This is a genomic window from Simkania sp. (assembly GCF_965215465.1).
In the GTDB taxonomy this organism is placed as follows: domain Bacteria; phylum Chlamydiota; class Chlamydiia; order Chlamydiales; family Simkaniaceae; genus Simkania.
This window is the reverse complement of sequence record NZ_OZ244056.1, coordinates 148,039-171,376: the sequence shown is the minus strand read 5'-3', so window position 1 is coordinate 171,376 and position 23,338 is coordinate 148,039. Positions and strand designations below refer to the sequence as shown.

Below are 23,338 nucleotides of genomic sequence, written 5' to 3'. Positions count from 1 at the left end.
ACTAATTAAACAATAAACAAAAACCAATTTTTTTCAAGACAAGATGTTATTAACAAAAAACGTTTTGTTTTTCTAAAATTTTTAAGCATGAAAAAAACATCAATTGAATACTTAAATAAGCTTCCAACTATCGTTGAAAAAATGGTGGAAGAAGGACATGCAAAAGACGAAAAAAAATCGGGTACACCTTGCCATTATAAAAAGTTTGCTCTTGTCTCAAAAAACGATGAAGGAAAAGTCTTTGGCGTACTTTCCGCTTATACAGCTTATGCTGAAGTGTATGTCGATGACATTTGGGTACACCCTGATTATCGAAAGCAGGGAAACGGAAAAAGGCTCCTATTAGCCTTAGAAGAGCGTTTCGAAGGGAAAGGGTTCAACAACATTAATTTGGTTACAAGCGCATTTCAAGCGCCAGACTTCTACAAAAAATGCGGTTTTCAATTAGAGTTCGTGCGTGAAAACAAGGAAAACCCAAAACTCACCAAGTTCTTCTTCGTTAAATTTTTTTAAAAATCAATCCGTCCTCGAAGAGTGAGTCCAGAAAGTGTGAGATTTCCATTTGTAGAAGGTAAATCTGTGAAGGCAATCACAGGCTCAGTTCCACGAAAAAGCTGGTTATAGTCTATGAGAAAATGCGTTTCCCAACCCAAGTCAACAAGTATACGGAAGGATTGATTAAATATCTTTTCCCATCTTGCGCCCATCGCTAAATCGACAAAGGGTTGCGTTTGATAGATTGTTCTTGTGTCGTGGCAGAAAGGTTGCTTAACGTGACTCCATTTTGATCAATTTCAAGCTGTGAACTTTTGCGACGAACCCAGTACTTACCATAGGCAAGCGCAACACTAGTGTTTGCAAAAATGCTCCAATTAGGATTGATATGCCAAGCGGTATTGATTCCTGCTAAAAGCCCTACCGCCCAAGATTTTTGTCGGTAGGTCGAACTTGTATTAAAGAACGTTGCATTGACTCTTGCAGGACGATCCCCTTGAACACTGAAATGCATCCGAGCCCAATAAGCTCTCACCCCAAAAAATGGTTGAAGCGATAAGTTGTGGCTGATCCAAAAGTTACGTCCCAACTTTGAATCAATTTGATTAAAAAGCACCGCCCACTTCGATTTCACTCGACGAAGAAACTCTCCATTAGGAGTCAGAAACCAGGTAGATGTGAAAGCGCGCGTTCCTATAGGATAAGGACCCGCTTGCGCCAAGTCTGAATCATCAAACGGCGGCGCGGATGAACTTTCTGTGGTGCTGTTATAGAAATAGGTCCAATCTGAGTAAACATCCCAACCATCGTGATTTGTCACGAGGCCAAGTCCCACACGCACACCAGGATCCCATGACCAATCAAACTCTTCCTTTTTGGAAGGTGTCCAAACAGCTCTTTGAGCAGGATTATTCGCATTCCCAGTTGGGATCGTTTTACCTTTGATTGCATACGAAAGATCGGTGACACTGCCATACCACCATAAAAACTCTGCATCTACAATAACATTGCAACCAGATCCTTGAATCGGGCCAACAGATGGTGTGATTTCCTCTGCAGCAGACGGCTTTCCAGCCCATGCAACAAGCGGCATGAGAAGTAATGTAAGAAATTGGAAACAACGTTTTCTATTCATATCTAACCTGTAACTTATAGGTTTTTTTCATTAAAACTCAAATCGCCCTCGTAGTACTACCCCGGACAGGGTTAAGTTTCCTTTTGATGAAGGGAGATCTGTTGATGCATCCGGGAGTGTCACAAATGGATTTGTCGTAGCAGCTGTTTGATATGTCCCCCTGAAAAGCTGGCTAAAGTTCAGTAAGAAGTGTGTTTCCCAAGCTAAATCAAAAAGAAGCCGGTAGACTTCATGAATCATTGTTTCCCAACGCAGTCCCAAGCTTAAATCCACAAATGATTGCAAACGGTAGAGATTATCGTCGACATGTAGATGAACATCGCGGTAAGGAACTTGTGGCAATAGTTCAATTTGAAGATTATCGATTCTTGAGCGAACCATTGTCTTACCGTATGCAAGAGCAAGATCTGCCGCTCCAACAACACTCCAATGGTCTGTGATATGCCAAGCAGTATTCAAACCTCCTAGTAAACCAACTCCCCAAGACTTTTGTTTAAATGTGTTTTTCGAATCAATCTGATTCTGTATCGAAACAGGATTATTGATTCCTGGGCGAAATGCGTCTACACTAAAATGCATGCGTGCCCAAAACCCACGGACTCCTGCAAAGGGTTGAATGGAAAGACGTGGGCTGATCCAAAAATGACGTCCAACAGTGAGGTCGATTTGGTTAAAGAGAAGGGCCCAATTTGCCTTAATTCGGTTAAAATGATCTCTATCAGGGAGCCAAAGCCAAGGAGAGGTTAAAATTTTTGTTCCGGGAGGATTCACAGTCGTTGAAAAAAAGTCTCTCCCAGCATAATCGGGTACCGAAGAGGTGTCAGAGACACTATTATAAGTGTAGGTCCAGTTAGAATAAACTTCCCACCCTTCATGATTTGTCACAACCCCCAAACCTAAACGAACGCCAGGATCCCACCCCCAATCAAGGTGTTTGAACTCAACTGGAACCAAAGTCGCAACTGTTGGATCTGTCGAGTCACCTACAGGAGCTAGCTTGTATTCTCTCGCATATGAAAGTTGTGTCACATTTGCATACCAGTAGAGGAACTCAGCATCGACAACAACGTCATACCCTCGTTTCGAAATAGGCCCGAGTGACGGAGTGATTGTCTCTTTTGGAGGCGTTGGATCACTGTTAAGTGGAACAGGAGTTGGACACTCATTTGTCGACTGAGTTGGGTAAGTCCCGACAACATCTTTGGCACTTGCGCAAAGAGCCACCGGCAAAAACAATAGAAGTATAAACGCTCGTAACATGGCATAAACTAAAATTTATACCATACGTATAAGCTAAAAAGAAATTTCCCTCAATGCCTAAACCTCAGCCACTATAGCCTAAGTTTTGCCCCTAAAAATAGAGGGAGTCGTTAAAAAATCGTCAGTGGAAGGGGATTTCTTAGTCGAAAGGTTCAAGGCGTCCGATGCAGGCAACCCCTTGCGGGTTGTCGAAGCAGGACAACGCAGTAACTTTCCCTAGGAAATCACAAGACGCTGACGATTTTTTGATGACTCTCTCGATACAAAAACGGGATGCTAGCGCATCCCGTTATCGTCTTTAGGTCTTGATGTTAGCGAGTTTCTTTTAGAAATCAAACCTAATATCAAGAGTCAAACCGTGGAAGCTTAAGTCTTCAGAGTATCTTTCGTACTTGAGAACCGCAGCATCGTCGATTTTAAGCATTTGGTTTTGTCTCCACCAGTACTCGGCTTCGAATCCAAGTCCCACACCAATGTGTTGTCTATTGTTGTGAACGTACTTGTCAAAGCGTAATCCGAGTTGGAACTGAACTGTTGGAGAAAACGCATGACGATTCGCATGTAGGCGAATGTTGTTGTCTTCGTTTACACTCCAACGCTCTCTGTGGTCAACGTCGAAGTAACCAAAGAGAAGTCCACCGGCAATGTTACCAAAGATGCTAAATCCATAACCTAAGTGCCATTTTGACTCGACACCAGCGCGTGGTCCAAGACCCCAGAAGTCACAGTCACCTTTAATGTGAACTGTATTCACTCCAAGACCTAAGTTGTCACCAACTTGAGTTCCACCTGTATAGCGTGTGATCTGTTCTTGATCGATCCAAGCAGTCTTCAAACCCCAATGGGGGCGGAAAGAAAGCTTACCGCTCACAAAGTAAGCACGACCAAGTTCTAAATCAAGTGCGTTGTAGTCTAAGTCATATTGAGACTTTGCACTGTCACAAAAGATAAACACATCATCTGGATTCGCTACTGTCGAAACAATCTGAGCTGATCCTTTAAGAGGAACAAGCGTACTGTTGAGACCGCCGCGAGACGATTCGCTTCCATTTGTGTCAAAATATGTGTAATGCAGATATGCATCCCAGCCATCATGTGCAAAGTTGTAACCTAATCCGACACGGAAACCCCAATCCCAGTCAAAGTCGATATCTTTGGTACGACCTCGGATTGGTAGGGTTGCGGCAGGATCGTTGTCCGAATAGGCAAACTCTGTTCCGCCGACTTTAGCATGCCATAAAAGGACATCTAAAGTTAGGAACCAGCCACGGCCGTCCACTTCTGGGCGGGCAGTCGCTGTTTGTGCACCATATGTTCCCATGGCAGTCTCGGTACGCACTTGCTGCATTTGATTCTCAAGTTGCGAGACCCGAGAGTCCATATCCATAGCGGCAAACGCTGCGGATGTAGCCAAAAGGGAAGCGATGGCAATCGGAATCTTCCTTAAAAAGCCCACTTTCATCTTTTACCTCAAGGGGGTTAGATTAAATCTTCTTTTACTCTAATTTTTCATATAAATGATAACGCGCATTTATTGAAGTGTTTTTATAGTTTTTTTTATTATTTTTACTTCAAACCTTATTAAAGCCCCTTTTTCGGAGCTACAAGACGTTACCGGAAGCTGCCAAATAGGTATTTCTTCCTTCTAATTCCATACCTAAGGGTAATTTAATTATTTGTACAGACTTTAAAACTAAAATAATTCTGAAGAACTCATTTAAGAATTGCAACTTGTTGAAAATGAGACTAACTTCATGAATAAAAAAAGAGAGCTCTCATTTCTGAGAGCTCTCTTTTATCGATAGATTGAAATCGATTCGCTTAGAAGTCAAACTTCATATCGAGTGTCAATCCATACATGCTCAAGTCTTCTGAGTAACGCTCGTACTTTAAAGTAGTAGAGTCGTCAACCTTAAGCATTTGATTCATTCTCCACCAGTATTGACCTTCAAATCCTAGCCCAATGCTGAAGTGGTGTCTATTTTCATGGAAATATGAATCCCATCTAAGTCCCATTTGGATCTGTGCAGTTGGAGAAAATGCATGACGATCTGCATGTAAACGAATACGTGCATTTTCATTTCCAGTGTATCTTTCCTTATGGTCTACATCAAAGTATCCATAAACAAGGGCACCAGCAATGTTTCCAAAGATGCTAAATCCTTCGCCTAAGTACCAGCGAGTATCAAAACCAGCTCGTGGTCCAAGACCCCAGAAATCAGAGTCTTCACGCACATGAACTGTGTTGCGTCCTAACCCAAGTGAATCTGGATCGTTAGGTCCAGGTTCACCGCCGGTATAGCGTGTGTTTTGCTCAAGATCAATCCAAGCAGTTTTAAGACCCCAGAAAGGACGAAGCGAAAGCTTCGAGCTCACATAGTAATCACGTCCAAGTTCAACATCAATTGCTTGATAGTCCATGTCATACTGAGACTTGGCATGCTTACAAAAGATAAAATCTTGGTCGTTTCCTGGAATCATAGCCGATCCTCTTAAAGGAACGATTGAGCTATTGAGTCCTGCACGAGTTGTGTCACTACCACTTGTGTCAAACCATGTGTACTGTGCTCTTAAATCCCAACCATCATGATCAAAATTGTATCCAAGACCACCACGAAGTCCCCAATCCCAGTCGAACTCCATCTGTTTAGTACGTCCTTTTAAAGGGAGAGATGCTGTTGGATCTTGATCCGAATATGCATACTCTGTTCCCCCCACCTTAGTGCGCCAGTAAAGCACATCTAAAGTCACAAACCACTTATAGGGATTTTCGACTGATGGTCGAGCTAAAGCGGTGTTTGCTCCATACGTGTCCGTCGCTGTCTCAGTGCGCACTTGCTGCATTTGATTTTCTAGTTCGGTGACACGAGCCTCCCGATCCATCGCAGCAAAGGCAGCAGTTGACGTAGCGATCGCAACGATAGGCGCTATTAATTTACCTAAAGACCTCACTTTCATCCTCTTACCTCAAGAAGCTGTTTATATCATTCATCTAACTTCTTCGTATAAGAAAAATCTGCCATTTCTTAAAGGTTTTTTTTTATTTTTAAGTGATTATTTATTAACGACCGACCCATTTATACATTCTTTAATATAAAAAACGACCAAAACAGATCGAAGCTAACCCATTCGATGTTAATAGAATAGCAAACGCGGTCAATACCTTTTATATATATAAGGTATAAAAATACTACTTCATTAAAATAGTTCGAGCAGGCGCTCCATCAGAACCAGCAATTTTAATCGGCAAACAACAAAGGGTGTAAGTCCCAGCGCTAATCTCGGCCAGGTTTAGCCCTTCGATTACGACAACTCTCGCTCCAAGAATGATTTCGTGAGTGGGCACAACCGCATCAAAGGGAGCAATGGAAAATCCATCAACCCCAACAAGCTTCACTCCTTTTTCGACGAGAAATTTAGCTCCATCTTCACTGATCGCAACATAAGATTCATCAAACTCTGACATCCCTTTAGCCCAAGACTCCGAGTTATCCGTTTTAATCAATAAACGCTCTGTGCCTTCGGGAATAGCATGCTCTTCAAGCACTTCCTTCGTAATGAGCGGAAGATTTAATGCTTCAATGACCAATGCAGGACCAGCCAAAGTTTCAAGCTCAAGCGTCTCAACTCCCTCGCCCCCTTTAATAAAGTGACAAGGTGCATCCACATGTGTTCCTGTATGGGCCCCCATATTTATATAGGTAACTGTGGCGATATCCCCTTTTTCAAGATGCATTTTTTGAATAAATTGCGGCTGAGGATCTCCAGGCCAAACTGGCATTTTTTCAGTTAAAGTAAGTGTGACATCCCAAATTTTCATTCTATTAGAGATAAGGGATTGTCATAAATAAATCAACTTACTGAGTTCTGCGAATGGAAAACCCTTGATTTTGATAGGTTTTCCACATTTCTTTCACGGCAATGTAATCAGTCCAAACCTGTTTTAATCTAACTCCTAGATTCGTAGACATATCTACAGGGTCACAGCTTAATACATTAACTGGGGCTACCACACGAATGTATGCAAACCACATATTCATGTACCTGCCCTGAGCCTCAAAAACATCAACCCATCGATTGACCAGATTTCTTACACTATCATCGGTAAGCGCGCTGCCATTAGGAACTTGTATCTCTATTTCTTGAAATGGGGGTAAAGCATAAAGATGGTCATTTGGAACAAAAGGTTCGCGAGCTTCTATTCCACAGTGATTGAATAAGTATTGCGTCGTATAACGCACATACTGAAATTGTTGAACAGCCATATAGCCTCCATCTCCCCCTACGATTTTATTTAATGATGGTTACAGAATAACCTTCTCTTGCGAAAGAATCCCAAGTCTCTTTCGTTTGCACAAGGCTGGAAAACGCTATATCAAACTTTTGCTTTGCTTTGTTATCGCCATTAAATGTCTCATACAAAGAATTCTGAGAAGGATCCACATTGAGATCCATTTCAGCCATAGCTCGTACAAGAAATTGGTTGGTGACATTCATGTCGATCCAAGCCAACATCACCTTTCGAATGAGAACCTCTGTCAGATCAACTCCCACAGGAACATTCAACTCGACCTCTTCAAAAAGCTGGCTTTCAGTAAATTCTTTTGAGTCGACTTCAAATGATTTTGGATTAGGTCCATGACAGATGAAACGATATTTGTCAGTTAATTGCTCGGCTGTAAACCGGTGAACTTCGGTAGTTATTGCCATCTCTAACCTCCTAAAAAATTGGAGACAAGAGGATAGCACTCTTGTTCAATGATGTCGAGAGCTGACCGAAGCTGCTAAAAGCAAATGGGATGACACTTCGAATGAAGCGCCTTGATTTCGACTTAGGTACCTATTTGATGATGGTCACTTTATAACCAGCATCGACATAGGGTTGCCAATCCTTTACAGTTTTTTGAACGCGATTAAATGCTTGTTGAAATCTGAGCGCAGCAGGATGCTGCTCTATTAATAACTGACAGATAGGTTTCTTAATGGTATCAAGCTGAGCTTGAGCCCTAACAAACTCTTGATTCGCTAAATTCATAGCCACCCACACTTTCATCACACCTTGAATCGTCATGTCGGTACTGTCAAGAATAATAGGATATGTTAATTGTACCTTTTCAAATTTCTGGCTCTTTTCAAAATCTGGACTATCTGGGACTGATGATTTTGGATAAGGCCCGTGCAGGGTCACTTCATATTTTCTGAGTGAACTTACTGTAATGTAGTGGTGGACCTCACTTGCCATGATTTTTTCCTCCATTTGAAATGATAGGAAAACCGTATCACTCTTGTTCAATGATGTCGAGGAAAGCCTGAAGTTGCTTAGAACGGGTAGGATGACGCATTTTTCTAAGCGCTTTGGCTTCGATTTGACGGACCCGCTCACGAGTGACTTTAAAACGGACTCCGACCTCTTCGAGAGTTTTGGGTTTTCCATCAAGCAGGCCAAAGCGTTCGATGAGCACCGTTCTTTCACGATCTGTAAGGGTTGAAAGAACCTCGTTCATCTTATCTTTTAAGATGGAGTAACCTGTTGCCTCATCGGGAGATTCGATGGTGGTGTCTTCGAGGAAGTCCCCGAACTGACTTTCACCACTGTCCCCAACTTCAGCTTGGAGAGAGATCGGATGTTGAGCGATCTTGTAAATCTCACGAACTCGCTCGGGGGTGAGCCCCAGTTCGGTCGCAAGTTCTTCTGGAGTTGGCTCGCGGCCTGTCTCCATCATGAGTTTTTTCGCACCACGCAAGACTTTGTTGATCGTTTCGATCATGTGGACAGGGATACGAATGGTGCGTGCCTGATCGGCGATCGCTCGCGTCACAGCTTGGCGAATCCACCATGTCGCATAAGTTGAAAACTTGTATCCACGACGGTATTCGAATTTTTCGACAGCCTTCATCAGGCCCATGTTTCCTTCTTGGATCAGATCGAGGAAGGAAAGACCACGGTTTGTGTACTTCTTTGCAATCGAAATGACGAGACGCAGGTTTGACTCGACCATTTCACGCTTGGCTTCTTGGCTTTTGTCCATCCACCGTTGAAGCATGCGAACGTCTTTTTTAAATTTATCAAGCGTTCGACCAGCTGCAAGTTCCCGTTTTGTAAGTTTGCGCTGAGCAGCTAAGAGTTTTGCTTTGGCAAATCGGTTTTTCTCAGCACGAGGAACAAGCTCTTGAATTTCTTTTTCGAGAGCGAGGAAACGGTCGTAAGATGTTAAAATGACTTCACCAAAGTCTTCGGTGATGTTGTGGCGGAAGTGCATCCGTCTTAAATAGGCTTGTGTACGGATGTTACACTTTTCAATGTCTTCTGAGAGCTTAACGCGTTCAACTTTTCCAAGATCTTTGCTCTGCATTTGTATAAGGAGCTTTTCCAAAACACGATCTTCTTTCTTAAGAAGGTCGCACAGCTTTGGCAGAAGCTTGAGGAAGGTGTTTTTGTCTTCAATCTCTTTTTCAGCGATGATCTTGTCAAACCGCTCTTTTCCAGTAATGAGATAGTGCGCAATGGAAATCGCTTCTCGTGTTGAATAACGGAAACGCATGATGATTTTTTCGATCTGGATTTGAGCTTTTTCAATCCGCTTGGAAATTTCCACTTCTTCTTCTCGAGAAAGAAGGGGAACTGAACCCATTTCCTTGAGATACATTCGCACTGGGTCATCAGAACTTCCTTCCATTCGTTTGGGAAGGGCTTCCATTTCCTTGGCTTCTTTCTTCCGCTCTTTTTGTCTTTCAACTTCAGATTGGTTGAGAATTTGAATGTCCATTCCGCTGAGGAAAATCAACACTTCGTCGATTTGTTCAGCTGAATCGAAATTCATCGGAAGAATTTCGTTGATTTCTTCATACGTAATGTACCCTTGCTCTTTAGCAATGGCTACGAGTTCTTCGATTTTTTGTTGATGTTGAGGATCAAATCCCTGACTAAAAGAGGATTTACTCATGCTCTCCTGGAGAAGTTTTTAGGCCTTGTAGTCACGCGCATTCAATATATGTATCAAGATTTTGCTTTAAATATCAAAGAAAACCTGTGTCATTAAAATGACGTGGACTCGTATTGTGTAAGGGCTGCCCCTAAAAGTCAAGTTCTAACCGATGCAATTTTTCGCTTACGACGAGTCACAAATCATTTTTGCAGAAGAAGCCGTAAAAGGAAAGGATTACCCTGCCCTGAGTGTCATGGACGTTTGCAGGTCAAGGAGGGCCTTCACCGGCGCAAACATTTTTTTCACTTTCGCCCTTCTTCTTTTTGTCGCCAAAGTGGAAAAACAGAGGTTCATCTCACTATTCAAAAGAAAATTCTTCAATCCCTTCCAGAAGGGCACGCCGTCTTAGAAAAACGTTTTCCCTCAATCAACCGGATTGCCGACGTTGTCTGGGAAGCGAAAAAACGCGTCTTCGAAGTGCAGTGTTCACCGATTTCTCTTCAAGAAGTCAAAGAGCGCATGGCTGACTATGCCTCAGTGGGCTACCAAGTGATTTGGATTTTGCACGATTACCGATTCAATCGGAAAAGGCTTTCTGCTGCAGAATACTATTTGCGCCCATTCCATGCTTTTTTCACCTCCATCAATGCCAAAGGACGTGGCTTCTTCTATGATCAGTACGAGAGACTTTCTTCTGGAATGCGGGTGGAAAAAGGACCTCCCCGCCAGATTGATATCGGACATCCTCCACAAAATCGACCCAAACCGCCTCCGCAAAAATCAAAATTGCCTGAACTGGTCAAGGATTGGAGCCGCTTTCTCTACTACCTCATTTTGAAGCAGGGGACTCAATAGCCCCGCCTGAATGATACCTACTCCAACCTATTTGATTTTTTCTTTTATACCACCTCTTTTATGGCAAATCGCCGCGTACTTGGATCAAAGTACGCGGCGATTTGCCATAAAGAATCTGGAAATGAAAATTGAAAATCCCCTCAGATTGGACTAGATGTCAATCCGGGGTAATATCGGGATGAACGCGTCGAACATAGATATTGAGCCACAGAAAATAAAAAAGAATGCTCAAAGCGAGAAGGAGATGGATCCCCTTCTTCAAAGGGAAGGGCCGGAAAAGGTCAGCTTGATGGGGATTTTTGGGATTCACCCAGACCCAGTTTTGAGACCCCTTCCATTTTTCTAAATGGTCCTTTGCTAAATAAATATTTGGATAGATATTTTTAGTGATCCGGGTTTTATGATGGTAGGTGGCCTCTCCTACTTTATATTGGTAAGACGCTACGACAATGTACTTCCCAGACCTCACCTCCTCAACGTCCCAATTGTCAAACTGGGCCTTTACATCGAGAGAAAGTTGAAAATACTTGTGCAGATCTGCAAAGAAATTCGCCGCCATGTAGAGGGCCACTGCCCCTGAAAGAAAAAACAAAATTTTAAAAACGTTTTTTGAAAGCATCAACTATCTTCCTTGGAAATTGACGAATTATCGCAATCTTGGTATATTTTTTTCCAATGTAGTTTTATGGAAAAATTCATACCTTCGAGATAACAATGGCTGATGCAGATAAAGAAGCAAAGAAAAAGAAAATCCCAACCGCTCAAAAGCGTATCATTCAAGACACCAAAAAGCGTGCTTTAAATCGCTCGTTCAAATCTAGAGTCCGCACCGCAATCAACGCTTTCGAAAAAGCGTTATCTGCTGGTGAAAAAGAAAAGATGCAATCGGCTCTTAATACCGTCTACAGTTTGATGGATAAAGGAGTCAAAAAAGGCGTTTATAAGCAAAACAAAGCAGCGCGCGTGAAGTCTCACGTTTCTGCTCTTCAGAAGAAAACGGCTTAAGCCTGTTGCATTTTTGCATAGACATCTAACATTTCTCGAAGATCATCTGTAATCGGATAACCTACCGCTTCTTGCGTTTCCAGCCAGGCGTAAGCAATTTTCGTATTTTGTTCGATTGAACAAGGATCTTTAACTTCCGTCACAAAATGGTAGTACCTATCTTGTCCTACATCATAATGACCAAGGTAGGCCTTTACATCTCCAAGCTCCATTGCGGTTTCTTCTAAAACAGCACGCTGAAGGGCTTGCTGAATGGTTTCACCTTCTTTGACATCTGCAGTTGGAAACTCGTAAATGGGCTTTTCCTGCAGCACTTTTTCAATTAACAGGACTTGATCCTCCGCATTGCGGACAAGAGCTGCTACATGAACGTTTTCAATCCCTTCTTTTTTGGCCTCATCAATCAGATTTGTAAACATGTGCACTCCTTTTCTTAAATTCATCATCTCACTATAGTCCAAAATATGCAAGCCGACCACACACATACAAGCTCCAAAGGCATCCTTACAGGATGCAATCAAAATCATGAATGGATGCTTAAATGGTGGTGGGACCATTACAACGCGCATTGCGATCTCCCTCTTGCTTTTTGCGACTTTGGCATGTCAAAAAGTGCACGCAATTGGTGTGAAACAAAAGGAACTGTTTTAACGGCTTCAGATCAACTCCTAAAACAAATCACTCAAGCGCAAAAAGAAAAATGGCAAGACTTGCACCCTGATGAGATTTGGAATGATCGGGCGATTTGGTTTAAAAAACCCCTTTTCCTTTCTATGACTCCATTTGAGCATTCGGTTTGGATCGATGTGGATGCGGAAGTCAAAAAACCTCTGACACCTCTCTTTGATTATCTCAAAGATTCCCACTTTGCTGTATGCCAAGATGTCCCGCGGGGAATTGCAGTTCGTCGTGAAAAAGGACTTCTTCTTCCTGATGAAAACGCTTTTCTTACAGGAGTGATTGCCTATCACTCAACATCACCATTACTAAAAAAGTGGACTGAAAATTGTCTCACGCGCAATGACGTGTTTTTTTCTGAACAAGACGCGCTCAACCGAACCATTTACGAAGAAAAAATTCCCCTTGAAATCCTCCCAAGCGGATTTAATTATGCTCCATGCACCGACTGCCCTCTTCCTGAAAATTTAGTCATCTACCACCACCCTTTCACTGTAGGAAAAAATCAGATTCTCCAGTCTCACACTTTTGGATAATTAGGTAGCCGGGGTATAAAGACATTATGACAAAGAAGAGCCAAGGCATTCTCACCGGATGCGACTCACACCATGAATGGATGCTTAAATGGTGGTGGAATAGCTACCAAAAGAGTAACTCTTACCCTGTAACATTTATCGATTTTGGAATGACGCAAGGCGCAAAAAAATGGTGTGAAACCAAAGGCAAGGTCCTTGCTCTCAACATAAATGAAGCAGGTGCTGCACCTGAGTGCGCCTCAACTTTTGCCCGCATTAAACGAAAAACGTGGCTGTCTAAACCTCAAGCTCTTTTAAAAACTCCATATGACGAAACCATTTGGATCGACATCGATGCTGAAGTGAAACAATCTTTGACCCCTCTTTTTAACAAGTGCCCTGAAAACACATTTGCCCTTTGTCCTGAACTTTTTTTTCGTGAAGAAGCAGAAAAAAGTGCCGGCCTCATCCCGAAAGATGCCAAGAGCTTTAATACAGGCGTTATTGTCTACCCAGCCAATGCACCCATTCTCTCCCTTTGGGCCGAGGCTGCTAAGCAAACGACTGCCTTGGGAGATCAAGACTTACTTAGCCGTCTGATCTTTGAAAAAAAAGTTTCTGTTACTCTTCTCCCTTCTGCATTTAACCGCATCCATCCGGCTCTCGGCAAATCCAATGACGTCATTTACCACTACGCCAGTCAAATGGGACAATCCACCCTTCTTGAAAAACTTAAAACAGAGGCCATATCATGACGCGAGGAGTCATTACGGGCTGCAATGAAAAACAAGAGTGGCTACTTAAGTCGTGGTGGGAACATTATTGCAAAAGCAACTCCTTTCCAGTCACCTTCATCGACTACGGCATGTCAAGAAGCGCCCGTCTTTGGTGTGAAAAACGAGCGCCCGTCATCGACATTGCCCCAGCATCTGTTGCAACAAAAGAGGAAGTCACCTTAGAAAAAATCAAAATTTGGAACGAAATGGCAACGCAACACGACTTTTGGCCCTCCCGTCCCTATTGGTTTGCAAAACCTCAAGCAATTTTAAGCACACCCTATCCGCAAACTGCTTGGATTGATATCGACACCTTTGTCATCCGTACCATTGAACCCCTATTTGACGCATGTGAAGAAACAGGCTTAGCACTTGCTCCAGAAATTGAACATGGCATCGTTTCCGGAAAAAAATGCGGGTTTTACCAGTCTAATGATGCCGTTTACAACACTGGGATAATGAGTTACAAAAAAGATCATCCCTTCTTGAAAAAGTGGGCTGAAGGAGCTGACACCAGGTCTGCAGAATTTATGGGTGACCAAGATCTTTTCATACGTATGGCACATGAAGAAAACGTTTCGATCAAGGAGCTTCCTGAAATTTACAATTGGCGCTTAACAAGTGGAATGCGCGATGATGTGGCGATTGTCCATTTTGCCCATACAGGAAAACAAACTCTCTATATCAACCTTAAAACCGGAATGATATGAAGCAAGGAATTCTTACAGGGTGCGATGAAAGACACGAGTGGATGCTTAAATGGTGGTGGACTCACTACTCTGCTTATAACTCCTACCCCGTTGTGTTTTGTGATTTCGGCATGACCAAAAATGCACGCACTTGGTGTGAAACCAAAGGAACAGTTCTTTCTCTCGACCTTCCGGACGACTTCATCACTTCAAGAGAAAAAATCAACCCTACCCTCCTCAAAAGATGGGAACCTCTTTACAAAAATGCTTCATGGAGCGCGCGCAAAGCTTGGTTTCATAAGCCGTTTGTGATTCCTCGCACTCCCTTTGAAGAAACCATCTGGATCGATTTAGATGCACAAGTAAAAAAACCTCTCGCCCCATTTTTTACTGCTCTCAAAAAAGCTGAAGACGGGTTTGCTCTTTGTAAAGACACACCTCAAGGTTATTTCCTCCGCCTCCATCTTGGACTTCTCCATCCCAAAGAATCTGCTTATCAAGCTGGCGTGATTGCTTACCGAAAAGATTCTCCTGTCATTCAAAAATGGTTAGAAAACTGCAAGAAGTACAACAGCGTATTTTTTTCCGATCAGGACATTCTCAACCGCACCCTTTATGAGGAACAGTACAACATTTACGAACTCTCAACCTACTACAATTACATCCCCGATTATCCAGAGTTTTCATATCCAGATCCACTCATCGTCCATTACGCAACAAACATTGGAAAAGACCAAATTTTCAAAAAGCTAGGAGTCGCCCCCAAATGAGCCAAGGTATTATCACAGGAACCAATGCACGCTACGAATGGATGCTCAAACTCTGGTGGCACTACTACTCTCAGACCAACACTTATCCCGTCACCTTCATGGATTTTGGCATGTCAAAAAGCGCACGTCTTTGGTGCGAATCCAAAGGAGACGTCATCACCATCTCCCCGCCAAAAGGTGTTCCTACAGTTGAAGAAAAAATTGACCCTTCTAAAAAACGGGAATGGGAAGTTGCTTACAAAAATCCGTGGGAATCGCGTAAGTGTTGGTTTTACAAGCCCTTTGCTTTCTTAAAAACACCTTATGAGCAAACACTTTGGCTTGATATCGACACCTTTGTCATCAAACCCCTCTCCTCTCTTTTTGAACTCGACCTCAATCGCATCGCCCTCACCCAAGATTGCTATCGCTCTTACAACCCGACCAAGCTTCTTCCTGAAGAAGTCTCATACGCAACAAGCATCGTTGGCTACACCAAAAATCATCCACTCATTGAAAAATGGGCACAAAAGGCTCAAGAATGGAGTCATCTTTTTCTAGGCGATCAGGAAATTTTGAGCAGACTCATTTGCGAAGACAAAGCCCCCATTACTCCCCTCTCTCCCATCTTTAATGCAAAGCCCAGAGCCAACCTTTCTCCCGACACATTTATTGTGCACTTTGGCAGTGTTGGCAAATCAGAATTGTACCGAAAAATCTTTAACCCCCAGCAGTTCAAATGAAAACAGAAGGAATTCTCACCGGGTGCGACGAACCCCACGAATGGATGCTCAAACTTTGGTGGCATTACTACTCTCAAACCAACACATATCCCGTTGCCTTTTGCGATTTTGGCATGTCGAAAAGTGCACGCATTTGGTGTGAAAAAAGGGGAACGATCATCGATCCCAAAGTTCCAAAAAATATCCCCGCACCCAAAAAAGACGTCGATCCCAAACTATGGACAGAATGGGAACAAACCTACACCGATATCATCTGGACTTCACGCCAAGTTTGGTTTCAAAAACCCTACGCCATCACTCAAAGCCCCTTTGACAAGACCATTTGGCTGGACTTAGACACCTTTGTGATCAAACCTCTCATGCCGCTCATGGATGCTTCTGATGAGTCGGGGCTCGCGATGTGCCGTTGCTATGACAAAACCATCTTCAACTCAGGAGTCATCAGCTTTCAAACCAAACTTCCCCTGATTCAAGAGTGGGCTGACAAAACGACAACCACCACGCATCAATTTATCGGAGACCAAGACGTCCTCAATCATCTCATACAAACGCAAAACTTTCCGATCAAGGATATGCCCACGATCTTCAACCGTCGTTTCCAACACGGAATTACCGATGACACCTTCATCATTCATTTTTCAGGTGCCTTCAAAAAAGAAATGTTCGAAAAAATCTACAGCCCAGAATTAAGCAATACGTGACAGATTTCATCTTCGATCTTGCCTTTGATTTCGCGGCCTTTTTTGACGTAACCATTCACAAAAATTGCAAAAGCAGCATCATCGTTTAAGTAACCGCAAAGCGCAGATACACCTGTCATTGTCCCCGTTTTGGCGCGTACTTTAGACACCATATACGGAGCCGTCATCCGTTTTCTAAGCGATCCATCCACTCCTGCAATGGGAAGAGCTGCCTTTAGTGCCTCGCGATAGAGAAACTTTTCGTGAACCCACTTCAAAAATAAAACCATTTGTCTTGGTGAAACCAAATTATAACGTGAAGCTCCACAACCATCTACAAGAACCATTTCACTAATATCCAATCCTACCTTTTGCTCCAAAAAATCTCGCACACTTCGGCTTCCTTTTTGCCATGTTCCAGGAACTCCATAGCGCGCTTCACCAACTTTTTTAAAGAGCGCATCGGCGTATAGATTGTCTGAGTCCTTCAGGACCGGCAGCAAAATCTTCGCAAGTGGCTTTGAACGATGCGTTCCTATTTCTTTCACATGTTTCACGCACATTCCCACTTTCACTTCTCCTTCAAAAACAATCTGATTTTGTTTAAAGAGAACCTTCATGATATCCCCAGTAAACTCATGAGGCTCACGGACTGGACGCATCAACTTTTTTGGTTGATCACCCATTTCCATCGATCCCACAACTTCAAACCGTCCATCATAAAGGCGTCGCACATTGGCCGAACTTCCACCCTTTCCTGTGATCGAGCGGTTAATAATGCTGATGGCACCGCACCGAGGATATAAATCGACATAACAGGGTCGACCTGCTTCACTACTCGGTTTGACTGTAAATTGTATACAGTTGTGTTCCAGAATGATTCCGCTAACGGGAGAGTAACCATACGTATCTGTATCGTCCCACATCCAACCAGGACCTTGCGTGATGTCATCAAACACCGACAAGTCAAGCACCAAATCTCCCTTGATGTGATCGACTCCATTTGCCTTCATGGCTAAGACGATTTCCTCAAGCCCTTCCACATCAAGTGAAGGATCCCCTGAAGCCACCAAATAGCAATTGCCAACAAGCTCACCCTTTTTCACTTTTCCATCAGTCATCATCCGTGTTTCAAACTGATAGCTTTCTCCTAAAAGATCAAGCGCTGCTGCTGCAACAAAAAGTTTCACGCTGCTGCCTGGGACATACCGCTTTTCGCTATTCCGTTCATAAGAAAGCTCACCATTTAGCGATACCACTTCAATTCCTACTTGCGCTGTCGGATCTGCTGTTTCAATTGTCTTTTCAACCGCACTTTGAATAAATGCTGTTTTGTCTTTGACAGATGCTGCCTGAGCTGCGACTGTGAAAATGAGTAAAAAAATTACGCTTCTAAACATTCCAACTTTCTCCTTATTCCAGACAACTTTTGCGCCGATTGGGCCACACAAAGTTCTATTGTTTCCGCCTCACCATAAACTTCGAGAGACAAACGGGCCCTAGTTATACCAGTATAAAGGATTTCTCTGCCAAAAATTTCAGATCCTGGCGGCACCAGTAGTGCCACATTGTCATATTCACTCCCTTGACTCTTATGCACCGAGATCGCATACGCCAACTCAAGACCTGGCAATAAGACTGCAGGAATCACCTTATCCCCAAAATCCACCACATCATCCGCCTCAAGTTCCACCGATCCCGACTGTTTCACCAATTCCCCCATTTCTCCATTACAAACTTCATATTCATAACTCGTCCGAGTTGCCATCACAGGAATGCGCCACTCTCCTCCTCGATACCCCTTGCGAAAAGCTTCAAAAAGCTCGCGATTGATCGCTTCTACCCCAAAGGGTCCCTCACGCAAACAAGACAAAATACGAAAACCACTACGCTCGAAACGCTCTTTCCACTCTCCCACATCCAACCCCTTCAAACTTTTCCCTTCAATTATTTTCCCTTCCTTCACACGCGCCGCCATCTCTAAAATCTCCACCTGGTCGCTGCGCATGCACTCATCCAAATGAGCATAACATTTAGGATGACACTCTTTCATCCATCGACACACTTCCTCATACACCGTCCCCGCTTCAACTGGAGGAAGTTGATCGTGACCTCCCACAAGAACCAAACGTGTTCCCTCCCGAATCGCACTCAAGAGCGCCCCCCACATCCCGACATCGATCATCGAACACTCATCAACAACAACCATCCCCGCATCTAACTTTTTCTTTCCCCACAAAACATCACTGACGCTCCGAACACCAAGCAGCCGATGCAATGTTCCTCCCTTGACATTCCCCAATCGACGCATCAACTCAGCAACCGCCTTGCCTGTCGGCGCCGCCACAATCACCTCGCCTCCCGCATCAGAAAATTGACCCACAAGTTCTGCTACCGTATGTGTCTTTCCTGTTCCGGGACCTCCTGATAAACAAAAAACACTTGTTTGAAGCCCCTTACTCACCGCTTCCTTCTGCCCCTCATTCAACGAACCTGTTGCTATCATGTCAATCGGCTTGACATCTACCATGAGTCGTTTTAATTCACGCACAACGCGCGACTCCATGACCCAACACCGTTGAAAATAAGCCAAGTCACCCCACTGTCCGATCGGTTCTTCAAACCACTCTTCATCACCATGCAGTTCACGAGCAGTCGGAACGACTTTTTTTACACACAGATGCCCCTGCCGCACAGCTTCCATCATTTCAGCAGCTTCTGGAGCTCCTACACTCTCTGCTACAAGTTGATCTATGACAACTTCGTCATTCAAAATCGACACTCCATAAAATTTGACATCATCCTACCACATCAATTTTTTTTCCGAAAAAAATGATTACCAAAGACCTAAATTATAAACTTTTCTTAAACTATTTACCCTTGAAAAGAATAAAAACCTGGACTATGCTTTTGCTTTATTAAACTTCAACATGAGGGTTTTTAGATGTGTCAAATGCCAGCCACAACAACAGCTAGTCACTCAAGCAATACACAAACGAATGAAGGCCCCCTACCAACGCCCAAAGACATAATGAAAGCCAAAATCGAGCAGCTTCTTCAAAAAGCAGTTGATCAGGCAAAAGAAACTGATGCTCAGTCACTTGTAAAACGAGCGACGGTCGGAACCCCGGACGAAAAACTTTTCTCATAATCCACTTGCTTACAAGAGCTTAAATTAGTCTTCTCCCCTTCCTATTAATTAAAATATTTGCTATAATTAAGATTATATTAATAGGGATATAATAACGGGGAAACAAAATGAGTGCGGAAGTCACTAAAACATCGGACTTTGAGTCTATTTGTTCTTTTAATCCAGCAAAACACACAGTAAAAGATTCGAGCCTTGGGACCATCTCATCTGTAGTCTCTTCAGTCATCTCTCACTTACAAGAGACTGATAAAGAGGTGGATAGCGATGCAGTTGCCACTTTTACTGAAAAAGTTGGACAGATCAACTCCAAACTCGATGACGGAGGAAAGGGCACTCCATTTACTGTTGCTCTCTACACAATGAACCTTCTAACCAATCTCAGAACTCATTTATCCCCCGAAAACCAAAATGTTTTAGCAGATCCTTTGGTCGCAAAGCTAAAAGAGCTTGCCGACCAAGACACCATAGAAGATAAAGTCGGAGTAGCAAGGCAGCTATACACTTTTCAAAAAAACGTTTTAAACCCAGCACTACTCAATACACAATCCCGCGAAGAACTTGCTGCCCTTAAACCCATTGCACAACTTGTCTTTGAAATTAAGTCAAAAGTTGACGAAGTCGATCCAAAAGGTAAACTCGAAGAGCTCAGACAAGAAACTCTTGCAAACTACAACTATCGATACTACACGTCTGACGCTGATTACCAATTAGTACTTAATCACACTCCAGGAGCTATTACCGACTTAGACAGCTCAGAAAAAAGAGCCGAAGTTGTCTCATCAATGACTAAGGTTCAAAAACTCATTGGACGCCTTGAAGACAACCCAAACATGCCAACAAATGAGAAAGTCGCTCTTTATCAAGCATTCCTGCAAATCCAAACAGAGTTTGGAGAAAATGGAGCTGAATTAAACGAAGTGATCGGTGCTTTAGAAACAACACTTGGACTCCACAAAGGCATCAAAAGTGGCTTTCCACTTGAGCTGAAAGAGCTCTTAGCAAAACCGATTACAGGAGAACTTGCCCCAATTGCGGCAAAACTAACGGCATTTGAAAATGATCACTTAATTCCTGCCCTTCAAAAGGCGACAACTCGACGAGAACTTCTAGAACTTGAACCCTTACTAGACCAATGCATTGAACTCAGACCTCATGTGATTACAGCTGATGCGGAAGACAGATTAGCAAACTCTCACGACGAAATGGTCGAACTTTGGAACGCAAAATGCAAAAAACAAACCCGAGTTTCGTGCCACTCGTGACCTATGAAACAGGAAAACTCGGAGATCTCAGCGCCCCAGAAACAAGAGTGGAAAAAGCAGAGCAACTGGATGCATACATCCAAGAAACAATCAAATTGTTTGATCATCCCATTTTCAAGCAAGAAGAGAAAATGGCACTATACGAAGCCGTACTTAAAATCCAAAGTGAATTCCAAGAGTATGGTGATGGGAAACGTCTTGAACCTACAGCAAAAGCTCTACGCAAAGCACTTTCTATTCCAGAGCCCGAGCTACCAAAACCCAAACCAGAGCCTGTGGCAGAACCCAAAGCAAAAAAAGGCGTCTTTGCCATGTGGCAAAAGCGCGACTCCGAAAGCAGATCAGAAAGTTCATCACCAGAATTGACCCCAGTTACACGCAAAAAAGCAGTTGCATCTCCCTCACCTGAAGTTCGCCGAGAGAAGGCTCTACAAATCATCCAGGAAAAGCTTGGATCCTTAGATTTACAATCACCTTTTCTAAATGATCATATCTCAGACATCAAACGTCAAATTAGCACCCTCCGCTCCATTTCGAGCGACCCAACCGAGTTCAAACACCTAGAAACAGCACTCGACGTACTCCTGAATCCCGCTCCACTCAACATTTCCGATGAAGAACACGTTTTCATCCACTTTGTTGGAGAAAAGCACAGCTTCTCTGAGGTCCAGCTTCGAGATTACCAAGCTCAAGAAGGACCAACAGTCGCTAACGCCCAATCGGAACTGCTAAAAACTCTTAAAAAATCAATTGCAAAACCAGAACTTCTAGATGCCGTAGCGCAACGCGCATTAGCAACTGAGACTGCCAACGCAAAAAAAATGCGTTTCCGCCGCTTTACCGATCTTCACACACCCAATCCCGCGCTAAGCCAAAACTTTTTAGCCCATTACCCAACGCTCATTCAGACATTCGAACTCTTCACAAGAGAAACCGTCTTACCGAGTCTCGAAGAAACATGGAGCAAGTTAGTCACAGCCTATGATTCAACGACAGATGGCAAGTTTTCAAGGTTATTGCCCCACTACTCCTACATGGATCCAAGCCGACAACTCCCTATTTATGCCCACTGGTGCCAAGAAGAATTTCTCAATTCCCTCGACCTCAGGGTAATTGACCGCACCCCATTAGGAGCGCTAGAACCTTACCTCTCAGAAAAAGTCGAAGAGCACAAAACAGATGGTGCTGAGACATTTCAAACAAATTACCAAGCGCATTTCCAAGATGAGCATTTCTGGCTATTTGATAACATTAACAGAATCGTCATGCCACACAATCAGGGAGACAACGACAACACCAACCTAGGCAGTGGAGTTTGCTATAATAACTCCCTTTCTCGAATGAGCACTCTTATGAAAGAGCCCGACATAGACCGCAGCACTATACAAATGGGAAGCACAGAAAAAACACGCTTTCACCAAAATCTCGTCAAACGTCAAGTGAGAGAGCACAATGAGCGCATGTCCTATGACCAAGCAACTCAAACAATCAGGGAAAATTGTAAAGTGTATGGATTACGACATTATCACACCACTGAGCCGTTCTCATCAGATGGCGGACTTTACGAGAACCTCGCAACAAAGATGGGCGAATTTAGTGAGTTAGGATATACGCAAGTGATTCTGAGTTTACGCAATCCAAAAACCAAAACAGGCCATGCAGTCAACGTTATTTTCGACAAAACGCGTAAAATTTACTCTATAGAAGATGACAACATAGGACGAATTGAATTTAAAAACTTAGAAGAGTTGCAAGAACAAGGAAAAGAATACTTCAAAATCTTTTATCCTCATAACACACAGCTAGCATTTGAATGCTACGCCTTGGCCTAGCAGTAAGTTAAGGGGCTAACCGCCCCTACTCTCTATATTCTCTGCCTGTAGAACCGTTGGCATCATTCAGCGGCACTTCCTCCATCACGACTCGATTTCTTTTTTATCATCATTTACTCAATCACTCTAGATCAAACCCAAATTAATTAAACCTTTATATCAAATAAAATTTTTGTTATAATTAATATTAAATTTAAAAGTTATAGTTAAGGGGAGAAAAATGAGTGCGTAAGCCACTAAATCATCTGATTTTAAGTCTATTTGTTCTTTTGATCCAGAAAAAACCACAATATCAGATTCCAATGTTGAGAGAATCTCATCTGTAGTCACTTCAGTCATCCATCAATTGCAAATATCTGATAAAGAGTTAGATAGTGATATGATCGCCACTTTTGCCGAAAAAATTGGGCAAATCAACGCCCAACTCGAAGACGGAGGAAAGGGCACACCATTTACTGTTGCTCTCTACACAATGAGCCTTTTAACCGATCTCAGAGCACAATTATCCCCCGAAACCCTTCATCGCTCGGCTAAACGAGCTTGCCGACCAAGACACCATAGAAGATAAAGTCAGTGTTGCAAAACAA

The 23,338-nt window shown here is 43.1% G+C and carries 28 protein-coding genes; 13 read left to right on the top strand and 15 right to left on the bottom strand.

The window, feature by feature from the left end:
- The first annotated feature begins 87 nt into the window (after positions 1 to 87).
- A complete protein-coding gene (locus tag ACOOFG_RS00775) occupies positions 88 to 513 on the top strand; it encodes a GNAT family N-acetyltransferase (protein WP_420421741.1) in 426 nt (141 codons plus the stop codon).
- Here ACOOFG_RS00775 and ACOOFG_RS00770 read toward each other — a convergent pair.
- The 10 genes from ACOOFG_RS00770 to ACOOFG_RS00725 all read right to left on the bottom strand — a co-directional run bounded on the left by ACOOFG_RS00770 (position 510) and on the right by ACOOFG_RS00725 (position 9,834).
- Positions 510 to 707, bottom strand: coding sequence for a hypothetical protein (locus ACOOFG_RS00770; RefSeq protein WP_420421740.1), 198 nt, complete (start codon positions 705 to 707; stop codon positions 510 to 512). The two genes, ACOOFG_RS00775 and ACOOFG_RS00770, sit on opposite strands and share 4 nt — an antisense overlap.
- A gap of 2 nt (positions 708 to 709) precedes the next feature.
- Complete coding sequence (locus tag ACOOFG_RS00765; protein WP_420421739.1) at positions 710 to 1,630, bottom strand: Lpg1974 family pore-forming outer membrane protein; 921 nt, start codon at positions 1,628 to 1,630, stop codon at positions 710 to 712.
- Between the two features lie 30 nt (positions 1,631 to 1,660).
- Positions 1,661 to 2,890, bottom strand: coding sequence for an Lpg1974 family pore-forming outer membrane protein (locus tag ACOOFG_RS00760; RefSeq protein ID WP_420421738.1), 1,230 nt, complete (start codon positions 2,888 to 2,890; stop codon positions 1,661 to 1,663).
- A gap of 325 nt (positions 2,891 to 3,215) precedes the next feature.
- The gene (locus ACOOFG_RS00755) at positions 3,216 to 4,352 is read right to left on the bottom strand and encodes an Lpg1974 family pore-forming outer membrane protein (protein ID WP_420421737.1); all 1,137 of its coding nucleotides are present in this window, start codon (positions 4,350 to 4,352) and stop codon (positions 3,216 to 3,218) included.
- Between the two features lie 359 nt (positions 4,353 to 4,711).
- The gene (locus ACOOFG_RS00750) at positions 4,712 to 5,848 is read right to left on the bottom strand and encodes an Lpg1974 family pore-forming outer membrane protein (RefSeq protein WP_420421736.1); all 1,137 of its coding nucleotides are present in this window, start codon (positions 5,846 to 5,848) and stop codon (positions 4,712 to 4,714) included.
- Between the two features lie 232 nt (positions 5,849 to 6,080).
- Entirely contained in the window at positions 6,081 to 6,671 is a 591-nt protein-coding gene (locus ACOOFG_RS00745; protein ID WP_420421735.1) for a cyclase family protein, read from the bottom strand.
- Positions 6,672 to 6,747: 76 nt separating this feature from the next.
- Positions 6,748 to 7,155 carry a hypothetical protein gene (locus tag ACOOFG_RS00740; RefSeq protein ID WP_420421734.1) on the bottom strand — a complete coding sequence of 136 codons (408 nt, stop codon included), beginning with the start codon at positions 7,153 to 7,155 and terminating at the stop codon, positions 6,748 to 6,750.
- Positions 7,156 to 7,180: 25 nt separating this feature from the next.
- Positions 7,181 to 7,600, bottom strand: a complete 420-nt coding sequence (locus ACOOFG_RS00735) for a hypothetical protein (RefSeq protein ID WP_420421733.1) — start codon at positions 7,598 to 7,600, stop codon at positions 7,181 to 7,183.
- A gap of 130 nt (positions 7,601 to 7,730) precedes the next feature.
- The gene (locus ACOOFG_RS00730; protein WP_420421732.1) at positions 7,731 to 8,132 is read right to left on the bottom strand and encodes a hypothetical protein; all 402 of its coding nucleotides are present in this window, start codon (positions 8,130 to 8,132) and stop codon (positions 7,731 to 7,733) included.
- 37 nt (positions 8,133 to 8,169) lie between these two features.
- Positions 8,170 to 9,834 (bottom strand): RNA polymerase sigma factor, encoded by a 1,665-nt coding sequence (locus tag ACOOFG_RS00725; RefSeq protein ID WP_420421731.1) that lies wholly within the window; start codon positions 9,832 to 9,834, stop codon positions 8,170 to 8,172.
- A 243-nt stretch (positions 9,835 to 10,077) separates the two neighbouring features.
- On the opposite strand from ACOOFG_RS00725, the gene ACOOFG_RS00720 reads away from it, so the two are divergent.
- A complete protein-coding gene (locus ACOOFG_RS00720; RefSeq protein WP_420421730.1) occupies positions 10,078 to 10,671 on the top strand; it encodes a competence protein CoiA in 594 nt (197 codons plus the stop codon).
- 157 nt (positions 10,672 to 10,828) lie between these two features.
- Here ACOOFG_RS00720 and ACOOFG_RS00715 read toward each other — a convergent pair whose 3' ends face one another.
- On the bottom strand, positions 10,829 to 11,290 hold the full coding sequence (locus tag ACOOFG_RS00715) for a DUF3592 domain-containing protein (protein ID WP_420421729.1): 462 nt from the start codon (positions 11,288 to 11,290) through the stop codon (positions 10,829 to 10,831).
- A 95-nt stretch (positions 11,291 to 11,385) separates the two neighbouring features.
- Here ACOOFG_RS00715 and rpsT point away from each other — a divergent pair, with 95 nt between their 5' ends.
- Complete coding sequence (rpsT, locus tag ACOOFG_RS00710; RefSeq protein WP_420421728.1) at positions 11,386 to 11,676, top strand: 30S ribosomal protein S20; 291 nt, start codon at positions 11,386 to 11,388, stop codon at positions 11,674 to 11,676.
- Here rpsT and ACOOFG_RS00705 read toward each other — a convergent pair.
- Entirely contained in the window at positions 11,673 to 12,245 is a 573-nt protein-coding gene (locus ACOOFG_RS00705) for an NUDIX hydrolase (RefSeq protein WP_420421727.1), read from the bottom strand. The two genes, rpsT and ACOOFG_RS00705, sit on opposite strands and share 4 nt — an antisense overlap.
- A 33-nt stretch (positions 12,246 to 12,278) precedes the next feature.
- Between ACOOFG_RS00705 and ACOOFG_RS00700 the strand changes: the two genes are divergently transcribed.
- From ACOOFG_RS00700 to ACOOFG_RS00675, 6 genes are read left to right on the top strand one after another with little or no spacing between them, the layout of a single operon-like run.
- Positions 12,279 to 12,890: a hypothetical protein gene (locus ACOOFG_RS00700; RefSeq protein WP_420421726.1), complete on the top strand. Its 612-nt coding sequence runs from the start codon at positions 12,279 to 12,281 to the stop codon at positions 12,888 to 12,890.
- 26 nt (positions 12,891 to 12,916) lie between these two features.
- Complete coding sequence (locus ACOOFG_RS00695; protein WP_420421725.1) at positions 12,917 to 13,624, top strand: hypothetical protein; 708 nt, start codon at positions 12,917 to 12,919, stop codon at positions 13,622 to 13,624.
- Positions 13,621 to 14,355 (top strand): hypothetical protein, encoded by a 735-nt coding sequence (locus tag ACOOFG_RS00690; protein WP_420421724.1) that lies wholly within the window; start codon positions 13,621 to 13,623, stop codon positions 14,353 to 14,355. The genes ACOOFG_RS00695 and ACOOFG_RS00690 overlap by 4 nt, the downstream gene beginning before the upstream one ends.
- Entirely contained in the window at positions 14,352 to 15,104 is a 753-nt protein-coding gene (locus tag ACOOFG_RS00685) for a hypothetical protein (protein WP_420421723.1), read from the top strand. Before ACOOFG_RS00690 ends, ACOOFG_RS00685 begins: the two co-directional genes overlap by 4 nt.
- A complete protein-coding gene (locus ACOOFG_RS00680) occupies positions 15,101 to 15,826 on the top strand; it encodes a hypothetical protein (RefSeq protein WP_420421722.1) in 726 nt (241 codons plus the stop codon). The genes ACOOFG_RS00685 and ACOOFG_RS00680 overlap by 4 nt, the downstream gene beginning before the upstream one ends.
- Positions 15,823 to 16,527, top strand: coding sequence for a hypothetical protein (locus ACOOFG_RS00675; RefSeq protein ID WP_420421721.1), 705 nt, complete (start codon positions 15,823 to 15,825; stop codon positions 16,525 to 16,527). Before ACOOFG_RS00680 ends, ACOOFG_RS00675 begins: the two co-directional genes overlap by 4 nt.
- Here ACOOFG_RS00675 and dacB read toward each other — a convergent pair.
- Positions 16,500 to 17,906: a D-alanyl-D-alanine carboxypeptidase/D-alanyl-D-alanine endopeptidase gene (gene dacB, locus ACOOFG_RS00670; protein WP_420421720.1), complete on the bottom strand. Its 1,407-nt coding sequence runs from the start codon at positions 17,904 to 17,906 to the stop codon at positions 16,500 to 16,502. The genes ACOOFG_RS00675 and dacB overlap by 28 nt on opposite strands.
- Positions 17,891 to 19,279 carry an ATP-dependent DNA helicase gene (locus ACOOFG_RS00665; RefSeq protein WP_420421719.1) on the bottom strand — a complete coding sequence of 463 codons (1,389 nt, stop codon included), beginning with the start codon at positions 19,277 to 19,279 and terminating at the stop codon, positions 17,891 to 17,893. Before ACOOFG_RS00665 ends, dacB begins: the two co-directional genes overlap by 16 nt.
- Positions 19,280 to 19,450: 171 nt before the next feature.
- Between ACOOFG_RS00665 and ACOOFG_RS00660 the strand changes: the two genes are divergently transcribed.
- The 3 genes from ACOOFG_RS00660 (at position 19,451) to ACOOFG_RS00650 (ending at position 22,751) form a co-directional block, all read left to right on the top strand.
- Complete coding sequence (locus ACOOFG_RS00660) at positions 19,451 to 19,657, top strand: hypothetical protein (protein ID WP_420421718.1); 207 nt, start codon at positions 19,451 to 19,453, stop codon at positions 19,655 to 19,657.
- 107 nt (positions 19,658 to 19,764) lie between these two features.
- Positions 19,765 to 20,919 (top strand): hypothetical protein, encoded by a 1,155-nt coding sequence (locus tag ACOOFG_RS00655; protein WP_420421717.1) that lies wholly within the window; start codon positions 19,765 to 19,767, stop codon positions 20,917 to 20,919.
- Positions 20,883 to 22,751 (top strand): hypothetical protein, encoded by a 1,869-nt coding sequence (locus tag ACOOFG_RS00650; RefSeq protein ID WP_420421716.1) that lies wholly within the window; start codon positions 20,883 to 20,885, stop codon positions 22,749 to 22,751. The genes ACOOFG_RS00655 and ACOOFG_RS00650 overlap by 37 nt, the downstream gene beginning before the upstream one ends.
- A gap of 159 nt (positions 22,752 to 22,910) precedes the next feature.
- Here the strand turns inward: ACOOFG_RS00650 and ACOOFG_RS00645 are convergent, their stop codons facing one another.
- Positions 22,911 to 23,090, bottom strand: coding sequence for a hypothetical protein (locus ACOOFG_RS00645; RefSeq protein ID WP_420421715.1), 180 nt, complete (start codon positions 23,088 to 23,090; stop codon positions 22,911 to 22,913).
- A gap of 40 nt (positions 23,091 to 23,130) precedes the next feature.
- Here ACOOFG_RS00645 and ACOOFG_RS00640 point away from each other — a divergent pair, with 40 nt between their 5' ends.
- Positions 23,131 to 23,319 (top strand): hypothetical protein, encoded by a 189-nt coding sequence (locus ACOOFG_RS00640; RefSeq protein WP_420421714.1) that lies wholly within the window; start codon positions 23,131 to 23,133, stop codon positions 23,317 to 23,319.
- Positions 23,320 to 23,338 lie beyond the last annotated feature (19 nt).